18 protein-coding genes are annotated in these 18491 nt (G+C 63.4%); 2 read left to right on the forward strand and 16 right to left on the reverse strand.

The window, feature by feature from the left end:
• Positions 1-2: 2 nt before the first annotated feature.
• Entirely contained in the window at positions 3-1232 is a 1230-nt protein-coding gene (locus tag LB533_RS14465) for a type II toxin-antitoxin system HipA family toxin (protein WP_224677460.1), read from the reverse strand.
• Positions 1225-1815, reverse strand: coding sequence for a helix-turn-helix domain-containing protein (locus tag LB533_RS14470; protein ID WP_224677461.1), 591 nt, complete (start codon positions 1813-1815; stop codon positions 1225-1227). Before LB533_RS14470 ends, LB533_RS14465 begins: the two co-directional genes overlap by 8 nt.
• A 672-nt stretch (positions 1816-2487) precedes the next feature.
• Here LB533_RS14470 and LB533_RS14475 point away from each other — a divergent pair.
• Both LB533_RS14475 and LB533_RS14480 read left to right on the forward strand, forming a co-directional pair.
• Entirely contained in the window at positions 2488-2874 is a 387-nt protein-coding gene (locus tag LB533_RS14475; protein ID WP_224677462.1) for a hypothetical protein, read from the forward strand.
• Positions 2875-3096: 222 nt separating this feature from the next.
• A complete protein-coding gene (locus tag LB533_RS14480) occupies positions 3097-4020 on the forward strand; it encodes a nucleotidyltransferase and HEPN domain-containing protein (RefSeq protein WP_224677463.1) in 924 nt (307 codons plus the stop codon).
• Positions 4021-4279: 259 nt separating this feature from the next.
• Here LB533_RS14480 and LB533_RS14485 read toward each other — a convergent pair whose 3' ends face one another.
• From LB533_RS14485 to LB533_RS14550, 14 genes are all read right to left on the reverse strand, one after another.
• A complete protein-coding gene (locus tag LB533_RS14485; protein WP_224677464.1) occupies positions 4280-5047 on the reverse strand; it encodes an SDR family NAD(P)-dependent oxidoreductase in 768 nt (255 codons plus the stop codon).
• The gene (locus tag LB533_RS14490) at positions 5044-6009 is read right to left on the reverse strand and encodes a carbohydrate kinase family protein (protein WP_224677465.1); all 966 of its coding nucleotides are present in this window, start codon (positions 6007-6009) and stop codon (positions 5044-5046) included. The genes LB533_RS14485 and LB533_RS14490 overlap by 4 nt, the downstream gene beginning before the upstream one ends.
• 37 nt (positions 6010-6046) lie before the next feature.
• Positions 6047-7030, reverse strand: coding sequence for an ABC transporter permease (locus LB533_RS14495; RefSeq protein ID WP_224677466.1), 984 nt, complete (start codon positions 7028-7030; stop codon positions 6047-6049).
• A complete protein-coding gene (locus LB533_RS14500; protein WP_224677467.1) occupies positions 7027-8058 on the reverse strand; it encodes an ABC transporter permease in 1032 nt (343 codons plus the stop codon). The genes LB533_RS14495 and LB533_RS14500 overlap by 4 nt, the downstream gene beginning before the upstream one ends.
• Complete coding sequence (locus tag LB533_RS14505; protein WP_224677468.1) at positions 8055-9548, reverse strand: sugar ABC transporter ATP-binding protein; 1494 nt, start codon at positions 9546-9548, stop codon at positions 8055-8057. Before LB533_RS14505 ends, LB533_RS14500 begins: the two co-directional genes overlap by 4 nt.
• Before the next feature lie 100 nt (positions 9549-9648).
• The gene (locus LB533_RS14510) at positions 9649-10650 is read right to left on the reverse strand and encodes a sugar ABC transporter substrate-binding protein (RefSeq protein WP_224677469.1); all 1002 of its coding nucleotides are present in this window, start codon (positions 10648-10650) and stop codon (positions 9649-9651) included.
• Between the two features lie 61 nt (positions 10651-10711).
• Positions 10712-11371, reverse strand: a complete 660-nt coding sequence (locus LB533_RS14515; RefSeq protein ID WP_224677470.1) for an L-fuculose-phosphate aldolase — start codon at positions 11369-11371, stop codon at positions 10712-10714.
• A 25-nt stretch (positions 11372-11396) separates the two neighbouring features.
• On the reverse strand, positions 11397-12173 hold the full coding sequence (locus tag LB533_RS14520; protein WP_224677471.1) for an SDR family NAD(P)-dependent oxidoreductase: 777 nt from the start codon (positions 12171-12173) through the stop codon (positions 11397-11399).
• A gap of 198 nt (positions 12174-12371) precedes the next feature.
• Positions 12372-13226 carry a GntR family transcriptional regulator gene (locus tag LB533_RS14525; RefSeq protein ID WP_224677472.1) on the reverse strand — a complete coding sequence of 285 codons (855 nt, stop codon included), beginning with the start codon at positions 13224-13226 and terminating at the stop codon, positions 12372-12374.
• A gap of 53 nt (positions 13227-13279) precedes the next feature.
• Positions 13280-14518 (reverse strand): MFS transporter, encoded by a 1239-nt coding sequence (locus LB533_RS14530; RefSeq protein WP_224677473.1) that lies wholly within the window; start codon positions 14516-14518, stop codon positions 13280-13282.
• Positions 14515-14967, reverse strand: coding sequence for a MaoC family dehydratase (locus tag LB533_RS14535; RefSeq protein ID WP_224677474.1), 453 nt, complete (start codon positions 14965-14967; stop codon positions 14515-14517). The genes LB533_RS14530 and LB533_RS14535 overlap by 4 nt, the downstream gene beginning before the upstream one ends.
• A complete protein-coding gene (locus LB533_RS14540) occupies positions 14964-15404 on the reverse strand; it encodes a Zn-ribbon domain-containing OB-fold protein (protein ID WP_224677475.1) in 441 nt (146 codons plus the stop codon). Before LB533_RS14540 ends, LB533_RS14535 begins: the two co-directional genes overlap by 4 nt.
• On the reverse strand, positions 15404-16555 hold the full coding sequence (locus LB533_RS14545; protein ID WP_224677476.1) for a thiolase family protein: 1152 nt from the start codon (positions 16553-16555) through the stop codon (positions 15404-15406). The genes LB533_RS14540 and LB533_RS14545 overlap by 1 nt, the downstream gene beginning before the upstream one ends.
• A complete protein-coding gene (locus LB533_RS14550) occupies positions 16552-18489 on the reverse strand; it encodes an acetoacetate--CoA ligase (protein WP_224677477.1) in 1938 nt (645 codons plus the stop codon). Before LB533_RS14550 ends, LB533_RS14545 begins: the two co-directional genes overlap by 4 nt.
• Between the last annotated feature and the right edge of the window lie 2 nt (positions 18490-18491).

Genomic DNA, 18491 nt, shown 5'->3' on the forward strand with positions numbered 1-18491 from the left:
GATCATGCGAGTTCGCTGAATAGTGGCACGGTCGGAGCATGCGCGTCGATTGCCTTCACGACGGTAGCGGCGAGAGGAAGATGCGTTTTCTCAGTCTCCCAGACTTGCCGAAATCGTTGGACGGTTTCCGTGGCGGTGTCGACGACAAGCTTTTCCGACAGAAGTGCCTTGGCCGCCAGGTGCCGAAGCTCATCGGTATCGAGCTTGGTCATCTTCTTCGTCCGAGAGTAATTAAGCGCAGCGGTGTCCTCGCCCTTCATATAGGGAACGGTCGACACCAGGTCGTAGGCCGGCGAGAGCGCGGCCGAGCGCCGGTCCGGATAGATCAGCGACCAGTTTTTGAGGTGCATGTCGCCATTGCCGATCAACGCGCTGAACACGAGGCGGCGAATGAACTCGGCCGCGCCAACATCGCCCGCCTCGGTTCCGATCACGCGCGCGATGTTGGCGTAACTTGCACGCTTGTACTTGTCGTCCGGGAAGACCCCGAACACCTGCGCGAAATCTTCGGTGTGGACAGGACCGTCACTAGTTCGGTCGAAGCGGCTGACAGCAAGCGCCTGCCCTCTTAATTCTCCCACTCCTTCGGGAATGCCGGCGATTGCAGTGAGATCGACCAGGTTGATGAAGGGCACATCCATGCCGATCATCCCGGCGATCGTCATCATCGAAAACTCGTTTTCCGGGACGCCGGTGAACTGCTGGGACGGGAGCTTCACGATCCACGATCCGCCGACGCCCTCGGCGGGAATGGTCAGGCCGCCGCCCTTCCCCGCGTTCTGAAACGCGGAGAACTTGAGCTGCACACCGGCGAGCGAGAAGCGCAGCGCATTGGGTTTGGCGTTCTTCGGAAGATCCTCGTCGTCACCAGGAGGAAGGCCGTCACCGATCGCAGGATGGATCGAGAGTGCTCCGGGCAGGTCGAGCCCCAGCACCCAGAGCAGGAAGAATTCGCGCTGCTGATTGACCCCGGCCCGCTCGGCGAGATAGCGACGCAAGCCGCCCTCCGGCAACAGGTTCGAGAAGAATGGTGGCACGACCCCTTGTGTCGGGCGGATCCTGGTGATGAGGCCACCCAGGTCGTCCTTGAACGACAGGCTGAGGGTCGGCCGATCCGGGTTGTCGACGTAGTCTTCGTTGAACGCAAATATCGTCCGATCGCCCTGCAGGTGGGTTAGCGTGCCAATAGGCTCGTCGTAGAGCCGTACATCCAGAACCGAGACATCAGGCATCCGCATCTCCATCGTCCAGCGAATAGGCAGGTCGCGGCTCCGAGGGGACGGGATGGGCGATCGAGTTGCGAAGGCGCTGCAGGTTCTGTGCGATGTCGTGCAAGATGGGTCCTGCTTGGGCGCTGGCCTGATAGCGCTGGAGGCGGGCGATCAGCTCGCGCACGAGCTGCATCTCTTGATCGCCGAGATTTACCCTCCGCAGAAACCGAAGCGTATCCTCGATGCGATCGAGGTCGGCTGAGCTGCCGTAAAGGTGCTTCATTTTCTTGACCAGGCGCTCGGCACGGGCAAAACGCTTGTCGTTTGGCTGACCGGCATGGATATGCATGTCCGGCGTCGCTTGGGCCTTGACCAGGCCGAGCACCGCCGACACGAGCTTCTTCGGCACGAGCATGACCTCGAGATCGAGCGCTCGTGTCAGGTCTATGAAGCTGGAAAGCCCCGGCTCCATCTTGCCCCTCTCGATTTGCGAGATATGGCTCTGCGTCAGCCCGGCCCGCTCGCTGAGCGCGCGCTGGCTCACACCGGAAGCCTCGCGGACCTCGCGTGCTTGCGCGATCAGGTTTTCGCTCTGGTAGGCCATGATGTTGAATCCGGATCAAAAAGGCCCAAGTGATCAGGATATTATATCTAGCGCGCTGCGCGTCTCTGTCAACTGAACGATACAACATAATGATCATATCGCCCTTCTGATATATAATAGTGTATAGTCGAAGCGACTTGCACTTGCCTGGCCGGCAACAAATTCCGTGCGCCTTCAACACTTTCGAGACGTCAACGCTGTCTCACGGGCGAAAATCTCCATCCGATCCGGCGTCAGCCGCGCCGCGCAGCGGCCAAAGCAAATGAGGGCGTACAAAGCGCAGACGATGAAATGTCCACCGGACCCACATTGTCATTTCATCGTCGAGCCGGTTCGTGACGCCGAGCCCGGTTCAACAGGGCGGCCTAAGGAGCGTCAGCATAGCGCCGCCGCAGGCGGGACGCGGGGCAGACCGCCCCCGGCGAGGCGTGCCACATGGCCTGATGATATCAACGGGCAGTTGGTCACGTCTGGCTGTCGGGAGTCGAGCATGAAGAGACCCGATGGGGGCCAGCGGCAGGCTTGTACGAACGACATGCGACGCGTTGCGGCCGAGACCATACATTCGACAATGGGAGGGCTTGAACGCCCTACAAACGTGTTAGCGCTGCCCACTTGCTATGCACTGAAATATGAATATGTCGTGCCTAGGAGAACATTGGGAGATTTGTCGTGACCCACGCACGGCTCGCGCAATCGAAAGAGCTCTCAGGTTTCATCTGTAGCTTGCAGGAACCTCGCACGCCCCATATTTCCCCGAAGCGCCTATCGCAGGCGCTGGGGGTAAAATTGACCAACCTGGCGCGATTGACCGGTGTTCACCGCAACACGCTCCGTAATCCGTCATCGGAGCGACTGCAGTGTCGGATGCGCGAGGTGGTGAAGGTGATTTCGGCGGCAACGGAATGCACCGTCACCGTAGATAAGGCGATCTACTGGTACCGCAACGAACTTATCGCCGACTATGGCCATCGCACGGCGGCGGAGCTTGTCGCGGACGGCCAGGTCGAAGCAGTTCTGGCCTTCATTCGGGACCTTGAGAATGGGGCGCGCGGATGAAGTCGCCCAAGCCGGGAAGGACGGGATCGCCCATTGCAAAGACTTTGCGCGTTGCAATGGCCTTCACACAGGGCAACAAATCATCGGTCTTCACACAGGGGCAACAAATCATCACAATACAAGAATGACATTTGCTTTGCTTCGCCTCATCCGACGAGCCATTATGGGGATTCGTAGATATTTCCCGGCTATGCATATGTAGTGGACGGTCGACCTTTGTTTATGAAATCCAGCATCGATCATCTCCCACCGCCAAAGCAGCGTGAGCTCACCAGGATTGTCGAGCTCCTTCTTGAGGAGCTCGAAGACGCGCTAAAAGGCGGAACGGCCGATTTCAAGAAGCGCGGCCGCATCCTAAAGATCATCCTCTTCGGGTCCTATGCCCGCGGTGACTGGGTCGACGAGCCGCATACGAAAAAGGGTTACCGCTCCGATTTCGATCTCCTGATTGTCGTCAACAATCGAAAGCTGACCGATTTCTCCGGCTACTGGCAGGCAGCGGCCGACCGGTTGATGCGTGAGATTGATACCCCGGTGAGTTTCATCGTGCACTCACGCCGCGAGGTGAACACCGCACTGCGCGAAGGGCAGTATTTCTTTGTCGATATCCGTCGTGACGGGATTGTCCTTTACGAGCTCGACGAAGAGCCTCTCGCCAATCCCGTGCCTTCAGGCCCCGCGGAGGCTTTTCGGTTGGCAGGGGACTATGTTGCGGAGCGTCTTCCTCAGGCTAGAACGTTTGCTGAGGGTGCGGAATTCTTCGCTACCAAGGGAAGGCTTAAGGAAAGCGCGTTCCTCCTTCATCAGTCGATCGAGCAAGCCTATTCGGCATTGTTGCTGGTGCTGACGAATTACAGCCCCGCCTCTCACAACATAAAATTCCTGCGCAGCCTCGCCGAGGATCAGGTCCAGGAGCTGGCCGAAGCATGGCCTCGTGAGCAACAGCGCTTCGTTGCGTGGTTCAACATCCTCAATGAGGCTTATGTGAAAGCGCGCTATTCGCGGCACTTCGAGATCACGGATGAAGCACTTCAATGGCTATCAGAACGCGTCTCGAATCTGATCGATAGGATTGAAGCAATCTGCCGATCCCGACTTGAGAAATTGAGAAGCGAAGCGGGTGCCGTGGCCCAGCGCGCCAGTTGAGAGCAAGGTAGCGTTCTTCCATACCGCCTTTTATGTGACTTTTCGGGCACAGACCAGGAACATTTCGCCGTTTTCCATTCGTTGCCTAAGGCCAGTTTCGCGCTGAAAAGCCAAAATGCGGGAGTTCAAAAGTGGCGGCAACGGGGCCGGAAGGGGATTGTCCGTTTTTGGAGTGGCCGGGACTGGAAGCGGACGGATGCCTCCAGCATTCCATCAGCATCTTTAAGCCATCGCGATGAGCAAGCCACGCGGCGGATCGTCAGTGGTAGTAGATACCGCCGTCGACGTTGAGCGACTGGCCGGTGACGAAAGCCGACAGGTCCGAGGCGAAGAACAGCACCGGTCCCACGACGTCCTCCGGCGCACCGAGACGCTTCAGCGCCGCGACATCTTCCCAATGGCGGATCGCCGCTTCGCTGCCGAGATTGTTCTTGCCCATCTCGGTCAGGATGATGCCGGGGCAGATGGCGTTAACGGTGACGCCGTCCATGCCGACCTCCTGCGCCAGCACGCGGGTGAGCGTGATCACGACCGATTTCGTCGCCGCGTAGTGACCTTGCGTCGGCACGCCCTGGCGGCCGGCGATCGAGGCGATGTTGATCACCCTGCCCGATTTCCTGGCGCGCATATGCGGCAGCACGGCTTGGCACATCATCAGCACACCCTTGGCGTTGATGTCGAAATGCGCGTCCCAATTGGCTTCGTCCAAATCCTGGAGCAGGCTTGGCTTCAGGATGCCGGCATTGTTGACCAGCACATCGACGCTGCCGGCCGCTGCAAGCAGCGCCCGCGCCGTCGCCTCGATCTCGCGCTTCTTGCTGACATCCATCGTGTATACATAAGCCTTGCGGCCGGCCGCCTCGATCTCGGCCTTGGTTACGGCAAGCTCCGCGGCCTGCGACGGCAGATCGGTGATGGCGACGTCGAAGCCCGCCTCGGCGAGCCCCTTGGCGAGCGCCCTGCCGATACCGCGGCTGGCGCCGGTGACGAGAGCGGTCTTGCCCTTGGCCTCAGGAAGAATGGTCATGCTGCTTGCACCGTTGATGTCTTGACCGGGAGCGAATTCATCGCCGCGATTGTGTCGTCGAATGAAACGAGTTTGCCGTCGGAGCCAAGGCCCATCGCCACCTTGGCGGCGACCGCCGTCGCGAAGCGCGCCGACTGCTTGAGATCCCAGCCCTTGACGATGCCGACGATGAGGCCGGCGGTGAAGGAATCGCCGCAGCCCGTGGTGTCGAAGACTTCGACGTCGAAGGCCGGCAGATGGAAGTCCTCGTCATGCTCTGGCGAGACATGAACACCATCGGCGCCAAGCGTGAGAATGCAGTTCTTCACGCCCCTGGCCTTGAAGAAGGCGGCGACGCGCGCTGGGTCGCGGTCGTGCGCCATCTCGCCGGCCTCGTCGATGCTCGGCACGAAATAGTCGATATAGGGCAGGCACGGTTCGACCAGCTTCCACGTCTCGGGCGTCGCCTGGATAAGGTCGAAGGTGGTGGTGCGGCCAAGCGTCTTGGCACGCTTCAACAGCTTGACCGTCGGCTCGCCATCAAAACGCTTCAACAGGCCGGTGCCGCCGACATGGACGACAGTTGCATCCAAGGCCGCGTCGAGATCTGCATCGGCGACCTCGAACAAAGTGGCCGTCCCCGGCACATGCAATGCAGGACGCTCACCATTGGGCCGCACCGGCAGCATGGTGGATGAGGTCTGGACGCTGCCGTCGCGGCGCACGAGGCCGCACTCGAGGCCATATTTCTTAAGTTTGGCGAGGAACCAGTCGCCCATGTCGTCGGTGCCGAGCGTGGTGACGGCCCGCGTTTTCAGCCCGAGGATGGCGCAGTCCATGCCGGTCGCGCCGGCCGTGCCGGCGATAGTCATGCGGATCTCCTCGATATAGTCGGCACGGCCGCCTTCGGGGATACGCGAAACCGGCCGTCCCAGGATATCGAGGACATAGAAGCCGATCGAACTGACGTCGAATTGTGGCATGGTTGGCTGACCTTTCGAACTCAATGGGTGGTCGAACTCAATGGGTGGCGCGGCGCAGGCCGAAGCTCGCGGCCAGCACCAGGAAGACCAGCACGCCGATGCCGACCTGCTGCCAGTAGAAATTCCAGCCAACGAGCAGTAGCCCGTTCTTGACGATCGCAAGCAGCAGGACACCGAGCAGCGTGCCGATCACCGAGGGCTTGCGCTCGCGGCTGAGCGTCGTCCCGATGAAGGTGGCGCCGATGGCGTCGAGGAGGAAGGCGTTGCCGGACAGCGGCACGTAAGACTTGACCGTCGCCGACAGCAAGATGCCGGTGACACCGGCAAGCAGCGCGCACAGCACATGCACCATCGACAATTCGCGCGGCACGCGGATACCGGAATACCAGGCGACGCCCGGCTGCGCGCCCATCGCCTGCACATAGCGGCCGAAGACAGAGCGGAGCAGCAGGACGTGGACCGCGATGGCCGAGACGATCAGCACGATCACCGGTGTCGGCACGCCGAACAGGGCGGTGCGGGCGATGGCGTTGAACTGGTCGGCGGCATAGCCGCTGGTGAGGTAGATCGGCTGGCCGCCGTTGGTGGCGAGCTGCTGCGTGCTCTGGCCGATGAACAGCACGCCAAGCGTCGCCAGGAACGGGCTGATGTTGAGCCTGGTGATCAGGATCGCATTCAGCACACCGACGATCAATGCGGCGCCTAGTCCGCCGGCGACGCCGATCACGCCGCTGTAGCCGGCGGCCAGAAGCATCACGAAGACCATACTTGCCATGTCGACGGACACGCCGACCGACAGGTCGATGCCGCCCGACGAGATGACGATGGTCAGCCCAAGCGCCACGATCGCCAGCATGACGACGTTGTTGACCAGCACATTGAAGAGATTGGCTGGCGTCAGGAAGGTCGGGCTCGCCATCGCGAAGAAGATGACGATGGCCGCGAAGGCAATGAGCACGCTGTATTTGGCGAGGAAGGCGCGCAGGCTCATCTTGGGACTGTCGTTGGCTGAGACGCTCATCGTGAACCCTCCGAGCCGCGGGCAAAGGATGTGATGGCCACCACCAGCAGGATCAGCGCGCCCTGCACGCCGTTGACCCAGTAGCTGGAGACGTTGAGCAACTGGAAGCCGTTGGCGAGCAGGCCGATGAACAGCACGCTGAGCAGCGTGCCGCCCATGGTTGGAACGAAGCGGCGGGAAAAGACGGTGCCGAGCAGCGCCGCCGCCAGCACCGACAAAAGCAGTTCGCCGGAACCGGGCGTGCTGGCCGAGAGCCGCGAAACGGTGAGGACGCTTGCCACCGCCGCGCAGAAGCCGCTCAGCACATAGGTGAAGGACACGTAGAAGGGCACGCTGAGACCGGCCGCGCGCGCTGCTTCCGGATGGCCGCCGACCGCGTAGAGCCTGAGCCCAAACGAGGTGTAGTGAAAGATGGCGATGACGAGGGCGGAGAACAGGATCAGCGCCCAGGCTAGCGCCGAGATGCCAAGAAAGGCCCCGGAGACCAGGAAGCCGAGCAGCGGGGAGGATGCGCCGACGACCGTGTTCTGGGTAAGCGTGAGTTCCATGCCGGCGGCGACGTTGAGCACGGCAAGCGTCGCCAGCAGCGGCAGGATGCCGAGACCGACCACGGCAAGGGCGTTCAGCGCGCCGACCGCCATGCCGACAGCAATGGCCGCCAGGACCGGAAGGACGTCGCCATAGCCCATCGACAGCAGCGTGGCGTAGACGGCGGCGCACAGCCCCATATTGGCGGCGATCGACAGGTCGATGCCGCCTTCGGTGACATCAGAGCCGCCGCCGATGATGACGGAAGTCATGCCATAGGCGAGTACACCCAGGATCGCCGACTGCTCGACGACGTTGATCAGGTTGAAGGTCGATGTGAAGCCCGGCGCGAAGACGACGAAATAGGCCATGATCGCGGCGAAGGCGGCAATCGCGCCGAGCCGCACGACGAGGGTGGCGAAGCGCCTGCCAGCACTTTTGCCGGTGGCGCGGGTTTCGTCGGACACGCCGGCCTCGGTGTGGAGAGTTGTCGCGCTCATGCCGCCACCCCGTCGGTGTTCGAGCGGGCCCCTGATGAGGCTGCGAGCAGCGCATCGCTGTTCATCGACGGGCCGGAGAAGGTGCCGGCAAGTCGGCCGCGATAGACGACCAGCACGCGGTCGCAGACGCCGACCAGTTCGAGCAGATCGGACGACAGAAGCAGGATCGCCGCGCCCTCGCTCGCCAGCCGATTCAACAGATTGTAGATCTCGACCTTGGCACCGACATCGACGGCCACCGTCGGCTCGTCCAGCACATAGACGCGCGACTGGCAGCTCAGCCATTTGGCGATCGCCACCTTTTGCTGGTTGCCGCCGGAGAGCTCGCGCACCAGCGCGTCGCGATGCGGCGTCTTGATCGACAGCTCCTTGATCAGGCCATCGACCGCCTGGTTCTCGCTGTTGCGGCTGACCAGACCGCTTCTGGAATAGCGGCGCAGGCTCGCCAGCGAAATGTTTTCGCGCACCGACAGGCCGAGCGCCACGCCGTGCGCGCGACGATCCTCCGGCAGCATGGCGATGCCGTCACGCACTGCCTTGACCGGCGTCGACAGCGACAGCTGCTTGCCCTCGAGCTTGACTTGGCCGCCATCGGCGGTCTTGAGGCCGAACAGACACTGCACGATTTCCTTGGCGCCGGATCCGAGCAGGCCGGTGAGGCCGACGATCTCGCCGGCGCGAACGTTGAAGCCGATGTTTTCGAAGCTGCCGCCGAGCCGCAGATTGGCGAGTTCGAGCACCGGCGCGCCCAACGTGACCGAACGCTTGGGAAACATCTCGCCGACATCGCGGGCGATCATCATCGATATGATCTCGTCGATCGATGTCTCATGCGGGTCGACCGTACCGACATCGGTGCCGTTGCGCATCACGGTGACACGGTCGCAGAGCTTCTCGATCTCCTGCATGTAGTGGGAGATGAAGACCACGGCGATGCCGTCGTCGCGCAGCCGGCGCAGCACGTCGAACAGGCTGTCCACCTCGCGCTTGACAAGCGCCGCCGTCGGCTCGTCCAGCACCAGCACCGATGCTTTCTGCGCCAGCGCCCGGGTGATCTGCACGACCTTCTGCTGCGCCGTGGTCAGGTCTTTCACAAGAGTTCCGGCCGGCAGCTCCATGCCGAAGAAGCGCTTCAACAGCTCCGCGGCCCGGCGCTCCATGGCGCGGCGGCTGACGAACGGGCCGAGGCCGATTTCGTGGCCGAGGAAGACAGCTTCGCCGACGGTCGCGGTCGGCACCAGCAGCCTGTCCTGATGGATGAAATGCACGCCGAGCTTTTCGACCGATGCCGGCGAAAGCGAGTGAACGGCTTCGCCATTGATGACGATGCTGCCGCTGTCAGGCCGGATGATCCCGGCCAGCACCTTGATGATCGTCGATTTGCCGGCGCCGTTCTGGCCGACAAGGCCGAGGATGGAGCCGCGGGCGATCTCGAGGTTCGCGTTCTCCAGTGCACGCACCGGACCGAACCGCTTCGATATATCGCTCATTGATACAGCAATTTCACGCTTTGCTGCCTGCATGGCCGTCAATCCTGGTTGATGGTGGCGGGCAGCCGCAAAGGCGTGGCTGCCCGTCGTTTCGCTCAGCCTATTTAACGCCAGCCTTCTCGGCCGCGTCGAGGAACGGTTTTCCCTTTTCGGCGGCGTTTTCCTTGTTGATCAGCACCGACGGAACGAAGGTAAAGGGCGGCACCCTCTGGCCGGCCAGGTACTTGGCGGCGTTGTCGACCGAAGTCTTGCCGATCTCATAGGGCTGCTGCGCCGCCACAGCACCTGCGGACGACTTCGGATCCATCACCATCTTGATGACTTCCGGGCTGCCGTCGATGCCGTAGGTCTTGACCTCGTTGCGACCAGCAGCCTCGACCGCCTGCGTGGCGCCGATCTGCGGCACGTCCCAGCAGGCCCAGACCGCGCCGATCGAGCCCTTTTCGGGCGACTTGGTCAGCATGTCGGTGACGTTGGAATAGGCGCTCTGCACCGTGTTCGGGATGACGTCGCGCAGTTCCGGCTCGACGATCTTCACATCCGGGAACGAAGTCAGCACATATTTCAGCTGGTCGTAGCGGATCTTGCAGACCGGCACGCTGTAGAAGCCGTTGAAGACCAGCACATTGCCCTTGCCGCCCATGTCGGCGACCATCTGCAGCGCGATTTCGGCGCCGATATTGTAGTTGTTGGAGGTGGTGTTGTTGATGGCATGCGGTGTCGCGGTGTCGACCGTGAACAACGGGATGCCGGCGTCGCGGATCTTCTGCAGCCATGGGTTCAGCACTTCGAGATTGCCGAGCTGCTCGATGATGGCATCGGGCTTCTGGGCGATCAGCGTCTGCAACTGCGCGATCTGCTGCTGGTCCTTGCGGCCAGCGTCGAGCGCGATGACTTCGCCGCCCAGTTCCTTCACACGGTCCTGGATGCCGCGGAACGCCATCAGGTCCCAATAGTGATCGGTGCCGATGGCGGAGACGCCGATGCGTTTGCCCTTCAGCGACAATTCCTCGGCACTCGCGCTCGATATGGCGGCCAGGCTGCAAGCCGCCGCCAATCCCACAGCGAGCGCCTTGACGAGGCCTTTCATGGATCCGGTCATTTCATTCCTCCCTTGTTGATCGCTTCGGGCCTTCCCGAAGGATTCTGCCAGATGACGCCGCTCAGGCAGCAGCCTCCTTGTCGCGCAGGCCATAGCTGGCCATGCGCTTGATGACGTTTTCGATCTCCTCCTCGGACAGGATCGGCGGCTCGCCGATCTGCAGGGCGCCGTGATACTGGCGCGCCAGCGTTTCCACCTCGACCGCCAGCCACATCGCCTGGCTGAGGCTGGAACCGACCGCGATCATGCCGTGCTGTGCGAGCAGGCAGGCCTTGCGGTCGCGCAGCGCCTCCACCGCATGCGCCGAGAGCTCTGCCGTTCCGAAGGTGGCGTAAGGAGCGCAGCGAATGTCGCTGCCGCCGGCGACCGCGACCATGTAGTGGATCGCCGGTATCTTCCTGCCCATGATGGCGATGGTGGTGCAGTAGGTCGGGTGCGCGTGGACGACCGCGTTGACCTCGGGCCGCGCCTTCATGATATCGAGATGGAAACGCCATTCGCTCGACGGCGGCAGGCGCCCGTCAACCTCGCCGTCCCAGGCCATGAAGACGATGTCCTCGGGCACCAGCGTCTCGTAAGGCGTGCTGGTCGGCGAGATCAGCATGCCTTCGCCATGGCGCCGGCTGACATTGCCTGACGTGCCCTGGTTGATGCCCAGCGCGTTCATCTCCAGGCAGGCGCCGATGATTGCCTGGCGTGCCTCTAGGTCCGAAACGGTCATGCGATATTCCAATCCTTGCTCGGCCTCACCAGGCCGTGTAGCCGCCATCGATCGACAGGATCGCGCCGGTGACGTAGCTCGACGCGGGCGAAGCGAGAAACAGGATCGCCGAGGCGATCTCGTGCGGCTCGCCCAACCGGCCCATCGGCGTCATGTCGATCCAGGTGTTGAAGAGTTCCGGGCGCTCGCGCATTTTCAGCGTCATCTCGGTGCCGACATAGCCCGGCGCCAGGGCGTTGACGCGAACGCCCGATTTCGCCCACTCGACCGCAAGCGCCTTGGTCATCATGTGCACGGCGCCCTTGCTCACCATGTAGGACGGCGCGGTCTGCGGACGGTTGATGATCAGGCCGGACATCGAGCCGAGATTGACGATCGAGCCCTTCTTGCGGGCGACCATGGAACGGCCGAAGGCGCGCGAGGCCCAGTAGACGCCATTGACGTTGACATCCATCACCTGGCGCCATTCCTCGTCTGATGTGTCGAGCGCGGTGTTGAGGCGGGCGATGCCGGCGCTGTTGACCAGTATGTCGACGTGGCCGAAATCATCGACAATCCGGGCGGCCATCGCCTCGACTGCGCGCGGATCGGTGACGTCGAGCACGCGGCCATTGACGCTCGCGACACCGGCCGCCCTAAGCACCCCGGTGGCCGCGTCCAGACCTTGCGCATCCATGTCGAGAAGGACGACGCGCGCGCCGCAGCTGCCGAGCGCCTTGGCGGCCTCCAGGCCGATGCCGCTGGCGCCGCCGGTGATGACGGCAACCTCGCTCGTCAGGTCGAATTGCGACCGGTAATCCACGCAAACCCTCCATCGGACCAGGCTTGCACGCGGGCAAAATCTTCCCCTCGCCGCCAAGGCGGCGTCGCAATCCGATCGATCCTGATAATGCCTCCAGGGTCAGGCTCCTCCCGACCCATGACAAGGACGTTACAGAAGCTTCTCGGGTCCGTCAATCTGGTTATAACCAGAAAACGGATTCTTTTTCACGGATGTGATTCAGGTGCGATCGACACCGTTCACCGTCGCCGACGGCTGCTCGACCGCCATGTGGATGCGGGCGACGGAGGAGTTGTAGAAGGCCTCGTAATATTCGAGTGCCGCGCCATCCGCGTCATAGGCGATCGACTCGATCTCGATCAGCGGGGTGTTGGCGGCAACGCCCATCTGCTCGGCCTCTTCCTTGGTGGGCAATGCCGCGCGCAACCAGCGGTCGGCGCGCTTCACCGTCAGGCCGAACACAGCGCGGATGGTGCCGAAAATCGACTGGTTTTCCGACAGGATGTTTTCAAGACCGGGCACCCGGTGCCCCGGCAGGCTGATGCGCGTCATGGTGATCGGCGCGCCGTCGGTCATGTAGACGCGACTGATGCGGACCACGCTGCCATTGGCGGGAATGCCGAAGACGCTGGATTCCTTCTCGTTCGGCGGGCAGCGGTAGATTTCGAGCGTACGCGTCGAGACCTTGTGGCCTTTCGCCGTCAGGTCGTCGAACACGCCGAGATTGGCGGTCATGAAGTCGACATGCTCGCGCGGTGCGGCGACGAACATGCCCTTGCGCGGCATCTTGATGATGCGGCCTTCGCTGGACAGCGAGCCGATCGCGGCGCGCACGACCGGACGCGAGACGCCGAAGAAGTCGCACAGCGCCTGCTCGGAAGGGATGCGCGAATTGGCCGCCAGCAGGCCGGTGTTGATGGCTTCCTCGACCTGGTTGCGCAATTGCACCCACAGCGGTGCCGCCTCGTCGCGGTTGAGCTCGACCTTGGAGCCGATAGAGCGGAACGCCTCGGCGGCTCCGGCATCTTCCTGGTCGTAGCGAGGACGCCCACGTATTCTGGTCGTTTGTTCCATTCGGTCCCGCCGCAAAATCGTTTGCCGCGACTCAAGGAGCGGCAGCGTCCTCCCTAACGGAGGCCGCCAGCCATATTCACGCTCTCCGGCAAGTTTCGCAACCACAGCATGGCCACGGCTCCGAGAAGCGGGCCCGGAACCAGCAGCAGGAAGGCCCAGCGCCAGCCGCCGATGAGGTCGGCGAAGCGCGGTGTCAGCCAGATGGCCAGCACCGTCAGCGCGAAACCGGCGCCGAGTTGCACCGACAGCGCCGTGCCGACGAAACGCCGGTCAGCGAGTTCGGTGACGGCGGCGGAAAACTGCGCGGAATCTCCGATCACCGAAATGCCCCAGACGATGGCCACGAGCATGAACAGCCAGAGCGGCCCGGTGAACACTAAGCCCATCAGAACCGCACAGCCGCCCGACACGATCATCATGCCGGCGGTGGTCAAAGTGCGGCCGATACGGTCCGAGAGGTAGCCGCCGAGCAGGCAGCCGAGAATGCCGGACGTGACGACGACGAAGGTTGCGAGCGAAGCGGTAGCGGCCGTTCCGATCGCCTGCGCTTCAAAAGCGGCGCGCGTGTAAGCAAGCAGCCAGGCCCACATGGCGTAGAGTTCCCACATGTGGCCGAGATAGCCGAGATTGGCGAGCAGCAGCGGCTTTTCGCGAAACACCTGGCCGATGCGCGAGGGCTCGAACACCGCCCTGCCGAAGGGATAGGGGCCTTCCCTGGCAAACAGCAAAAACAGCAGTGCGCCGGTCGCCGTCGCCAGGCTGGCGGCGGCGACCACCAGTCGCCAGTCGAGTGCGCTCAAGGCGGCGCGGAAGAGATGCGGCAGTGCCGAGCCGATGGTCAGCGCGCCAATGACCGCGCCGAGCGCCAGCCCCCTGTCACGCGTGAACCAGGTGGCGACCAGCTTCAGCGCCGGCGGATAGACGCCGGCAAGCGCTGCGCCGGTGACGATGCGCGCGACGATGGCGCCGCCCGCATCGGGATGAACCAGCAGGCTTGCGTTGGCGAGCGCGGCAACAAGTGCGGCCGCCGCCATGAGGCGGCTGAGCCGTACCAGGTCGGGAAGGTTGACCAGGCTCGCCGCCAGCGCACCGAGCACGAAGCCGACCTGCACGCCGTTGGTGAGCCAGGCTTCGGCGTCGGAGCCGAGCGCCAGCTCCTGCTTCAGCTCGGGCAGGATGGCGGTCGCCGAAAACCAGGTGGTCAACGACAGAACGACCGCCAGGCAAAGTAGCGACAGCACGCGCCAGCGTTCGCTGTCGGCGCCTTGCCGGCTGTCGTTCACCGCGCTCATCCGGCTTGCAGCGGGACGGTGAACACCGTGGCGGTGCCGGTGAGGCAAATCTCGCCCTGAGCGTTGCGCACGCTGGTCTCGATCTTGCAGATCGGCTTGTCAGGGCGCACTTCCTTGACCTCGACGCGTCCGGTGATTTCCTCATCAACGCCGACGGCCTTCACAAACTTCCAGGCAACTTCGAGAAAGACGGTTCCAGGCCCGGGAAGATCCTCGGCGACCAAGGCATTGAGGATGCCTGAGGTGACGCCGCCTTGGACGATCAGCTTGCCGAACACCGATTTCTCGGCCAGCGCGCGGTCATAGTGCAGCGGATTGCGATCGCCAGTGATGGCGGTGAAAGCTTCGATGTCGCTCATTTGCGTGCGGCGCGTGCGTTCGGCGAAGGCGCCGACCTGCGGGCGGCCCTTCACCACACCAACCCAACCGTCTTTCGTCTCGGTGCTCATTGCGGCTTCTCCTCTGTTTCGCTTTCGATTTGCTTGAAGGCCGGCAGGACCCGACCGCCGATCGCCGTCGGCGCAAGCAACAGCGCGTCCCCTACCCTGGGCGGTCGTGCGCCAGGCAGGATGAAGCTCAGCAAGGTCGGTCCCTCGGCCAGTTCGACCAGGCCGACCACGTAAGGTGCTGCCGGCAGCCAGCCGGGATGGCCGGGCTTGTGCACCTCGGAGAAGGATTTGAGCCGGCCCGTGCCTGAAGCGTCCTGCCAGACGAGACGCTTGCTCCAGCAATGCGGGCAGATCGGGCGCGGATAGAAGACCGCCTTGCCGCAGTCCTCGCAGCGCTGGATATTCAACCGCCCTTCGGAGGCCGTATCCCAGAATGGCCGGGTTAACGTGGTGATGGTCGGAGCGGGGGGGTTCAATGTGTTGAGATCGACGGACATCAGGCGGCTCCCAGCACGAGCGCGGTCGCCTCGCTCATCGTCGCGCCATTGCCGGTAACCAGTGCAAGCTCGGCCTTGCCGATCTGGCGTTCGCCCGCCTCGCCGCGCAATTGACGGACCGCCTCGACGACATGCGTCATGCCGCCGGCAAGATCCGGTTGACCAAAGCCGAGCTGACCGCCATGGGTGTTGAGCGGCTTGTCGCCATGATGAGAAAGGTCGTGGTCGCGCAGCCACGCGCCGAACTGGCCGGGCGCGCAGAGGCCGGCGTCCTCGATCGTCGTTGCGACCATGATAGTGTAGCAGTCGTAGAGCGACAGGAGGTTCATCTCATCGGCCTTGGTGCCGGACTGCGCGAAGGCCCTCGCCATGGCGCTCTTCAGCGGACCGGAGGTGAGGCTGGGCGCCTGGCTGACCGCGCGATGCGTGACTTTCTCGCCGGCGCCGAGCAGTTGCACCGGCCTTTGTGGCAGCGCGCGCGCGCGTTCGGCCGAGGTGACCACCACCGCTTCACCACCAGCGACCGGCATGACGATCTCATAGAGATGCAGCGGCGAAGCGATCATCGGCGAAGCAAGCACAACTTCAACATCGGCCGGCTTGCCGAAGAAGATCGCGTCGGGGTTGAGCTGTGCATTGGCCCGTGCCGCAGCAGCGATCATGGCGAAATCCCGAGCGGTCGAACCGTATTCCGCCATATGCGCCTGCATCAACAGCGCATAGGAAATGTTGGCGCCCGAGGCGCCGAACGGCACGTCGAACTCGCGGATCGGATTGCGGTTGGGCGAACGCGGTGCCGCCTCCTCGCGATTGTTGGCAAGCACGCACAGCACCGCCTCGCACATGCCGGTCGCGATTGCGGCCGCGGCGCGCCAGACCATGCCTGCCCCCGAAGCGCCGCCGAGGTCGACGACATTGGCCATGGTCGGCGCCAGACCGAGATATTCGGCGATCGTTGCCGGAACATGCTGCGGCGTTTCGCCAACCTGCGGCCCGACCAGCAGCCCGTCGATCGCAGCCGGCTCCAGCGCGGCGTCGAACACCGCCAGGCGCGCGACCTCGGCGATCATTTCCAGCGTCGTCACGCTGCTGGTCAGGCGCTGCGGCTTCAATTCGCCGATGCCGACGATCGCTCCCTTGGCCTGGCTCATGCCGCTCTGCTCCTGTCGAGCGCGCGGTATTCGTCGAGGCATGCGGGATTGGCGAGCGAAGCCATATTTCTAACCGGCTTGCCCTCAAGCGTCGTTCGCGCCGCGCCCTCAACCCGCTTTCCGTTGAGCGTGTAGGGCACGGCCTCCACGGCATGGATGCGATGCGGCACGTGACGGGGCGATGCGCCCTCGCGGATGACACGGCGGATCCGAGCGGCAAGCTCGGACGTGAGACCAAAACCGTCGTTCAGCTTGACGCAGAGCACGATCTCTTCGTCGCCCTCGACCGGTGCGCCGAATACCACGCAATCCTCGATCTCGGCGAAGGTCTCGCAGGCGGCGTAGATCTCGGCCGTGCCGATACGCACACCGCCGGGCTTCAGCGTCGTGTCCGAGCGGCCATGGATGATCCCCGAGCCATGAGCTGTCATCTCGGCGACATCACCATGTGTCCAGATTTCCCAGCGCGCCGCAAAGTAAGTATCGTGGTAGCGCGCGTCGCCCCCCTTACCCCAAAAGGTCAGTGGCATGGAGGGGAACGGTTCGGTGCAGACCAGATCGCCTTGCCGGCCGATGATCGGCGCGTTGCGCTCGTCCATGACAGCCACCGCGAGGCCCAGCCCCTTGACGGTCAGCTCGCCACGGCGAACAGCGTGGATCGGCGACCCGAGCAGGAAACAGCCGATGATCTCGGTACCGCCCGAGATCGAGGCAAAGATCATGTCCGACTTCACCTGCGCGTAGACCCAGTCGAACTGGCCGGGAGACACCGGCGCGCCGGCCGAGAGCAGGGAGCGCAGCGAGGACAGGTCGTGCAGCCGTCCCGGTGCGTAGCCTTCGGCGGCCAGCGTCGCCAGATATTTCGGGCTTGTGCCGAAATGGGTGACGCGTGCGCGCTCCGCCATTTTCCACAGCAGGCTGGGGTCGAGACCATCAGCGGTCTTCAGGATCGGCGCGCCGTCAAAGAGCACAACAGCCGCACGGCAGGCGAGGCCCGAGATCAGCCAGTGGTACATCATCCAGGCGGTGTTGGTGTACCAGCTCATCACGTCGCCGGGGCGAACGTCGCCATGCAGCAGATGCTCCTTCAAATGCTGGAGCAGCACGCCGCCGGTGCGATGGACGATCGCCTTCGGCGCACCCGTGGTGCCTGAAGTGTAGAGCACATAGGCCGGATGATCGAAGGGCACGCGTTCGAAGGCCAGCGGAGCGTCTGCGCCGAAATCCTCGAAAGCGACAGCCGCTGGCATGGCGGGTTTATCGTCGCCGGTCAGCACCAGCTTGGTTATCGTCGGCATCGCCGCGACGATCTCAGTCAACCGATCGGAGATGTCGTGCTTCTTGCCCGCATAACGGTAGCGCGGAGTTGCGAACAACACCTTGACGCCGATCTGGCCGAGGCGGTCGACGATCGCCGCGGCGCCGAAATCGGGCGAGCAGGACGACCAGACGGCGCCGATCGAGAGCGTCGCCAGAAGCGCCACGAGACCTTCCACCCGGTTGGGCACGATACCGCCGACGCTGTCGCCCCTGACCACGCCGGCCGCGCGCAGGCCTTGTGCGGTGCTGGCGACGAGGAGGCGCAATTCGCCAAGGCTGAAGGTGCGCAAATGGCCGCTCTCGTCGGCCTCGATGACGGCGACCCGATCTTCGTCGCCGCGCAGCAGGTTTTCCGCGAGATTGAGCAATGCGTTGGGGAAGAACCGGCTCTGCGTCATCGGCGCCTGATCGTCGCGCAGGAAAGATCGCGCGCCGGGATCGCCGATCACGCCGGCAAAATCCCACACCGCACGCCAGAACGCGCCGGGATCACTGACCGACCAGCGATGCAGCGTCTCGTAGTCGCGCGGATCGAAGCCGTTGGCCAGGCAAAAGCGCGCAAGGTTAGACGATTCGAACGCGGCTGGCGCCGGCGCCCAAAGCACGGATGACATGA

The sequence above is a fragment of the Mesorhizobium sp. BR1-1-13 genome (assembly GCF_020165515.1).
Taxonomy (GTDB): Bacteria; Pseudomonadota; Alphaproteobacteria; order Rhizobiales; family Rhizobiaceae; genus Mesorhizobium.

What these genes read in the sequence shown, in the direction of transcription:
- LB533_RS14465 (WP_224677460.1), bottom strand. Translation starts at nt 1,232, where the DNA reads ATGCCTGATGTCTCGGTTCTGGATGTACGGCTCTACGACGAGCCTATT.
- LB533_RS14470 (WP_224677461.1), bottom strand. Translation starts at nt 1,815, where the DNA reads ATGGCCTACCAGAGCGAAAACCTGATCGCGCAAGCACGCGAGGTCCGC.
- LB533_RS14480 (WP_224677463.1), top strand. Translation starts at nt 3,097, where the DNA reads ATGAAATCCAGCATCGATCATCTCCCACCGCCAAAGCAGCGTGAGCTC.
- LB533_RS14485 (WP_224677464.1), bottom strand. Translation starts at nt 5,047, where the DNA reads ATGACCATTCTTCCTGAGGCCAAGGGCAAGACCGCTCTCGTCACCGGC.
- LB533_RS14490 (WP_224677465.1), bottom strand. Translation starts at nt 6,009, where the DNA reads ATGCCACAATTCGACGTCAGTTCGATCGGCTTCTATGTCCTCGATATC.
- LB533_RS14495 (WP_224677466.1), bottom strand. Translation starts at nt 7,030, where the DNA reads ATGAGCGTCTCAGCCAACGACAGTCCCAAGATGAGCCTGCGCGCCTTC.
- LB533_RS14500 (WP_224677467.1), bottom strand. Translation starts at nt 8,058, where the DNA reads ATGAGCGCGACAACTCTCCACACCGAGGCCGGCGTGTCCGACGAAACC.
- LB533_RS14505 (WP_224677468.1), bottom strand. Translation starts at nt 9,548, where the DNA reads ATGAGCGATATATCGAAGCGGTTCGGTCCGGTGCGTGCACTGGAGAAC.
- LB533_RS14510 (WP_224677469.1), bottom strand. Translation starts at nt 10,650, where the DNA reads ATGACCGGATCCATGAAAGGCCTCGTCAAGGCGCTCGCTGTGGGATTG.
- LB533_RS14515 (WP_224677470.1), bottom strand. Translation starts at nt 11,371, where the DNA reads ATGACCGTTTCGGACCTAGAGGCACGCCAGGCAATCATCGGCGCCTGC.
- LB533_RS14525 (WP_224677472.1), bottom strand. Translation starts at nt 13,226, where the DNA reads ATGGAACAAACGACCAGAATACGTGGGCGTCCTCGCTACGACCAGGAA.
- LB533_RS14530 (WP_224677473.1), bottom strand. Translation starts at nt 14,518, where the DNA reads ATGAGCGCGGTGAACGACAGCCGGCAAGGCGCCGACAGCGAACGCTGG.
- LB533_RS14535 (WP_224677474.1), bottom strand. Translation starts at nt 14,967, where the DNA reads ATGAGCACCGAGACGAAAGACGGTTGGGTTGGTGTGGTGAAGGGCCGC.
- LB533_RS14540 (WP_224677475.1), bottom strand. Translation starts at nt 15,404, where the DNA reads ATGTCCGTCGATCTCAACACATTGAACCCCCCCGCTCCGACCATCACC.
- LB533_RS14545 (WP_224677476.1), bottom strand. Translation starts at nt 16,555, where the DNA reads ATGAGCCAGGCCAAGGGAGCGATCGTCGGCATCGGCGAATTGAAGCCG.
- LB533_RS14550 (WP_224677477.1), bottom strand. Translation starts at nt 18,489, where the DNA reads ATGTCATCCGTGCTTTGGGCGCCGGCGCCAGCCGCGTTCGAATCGTCT.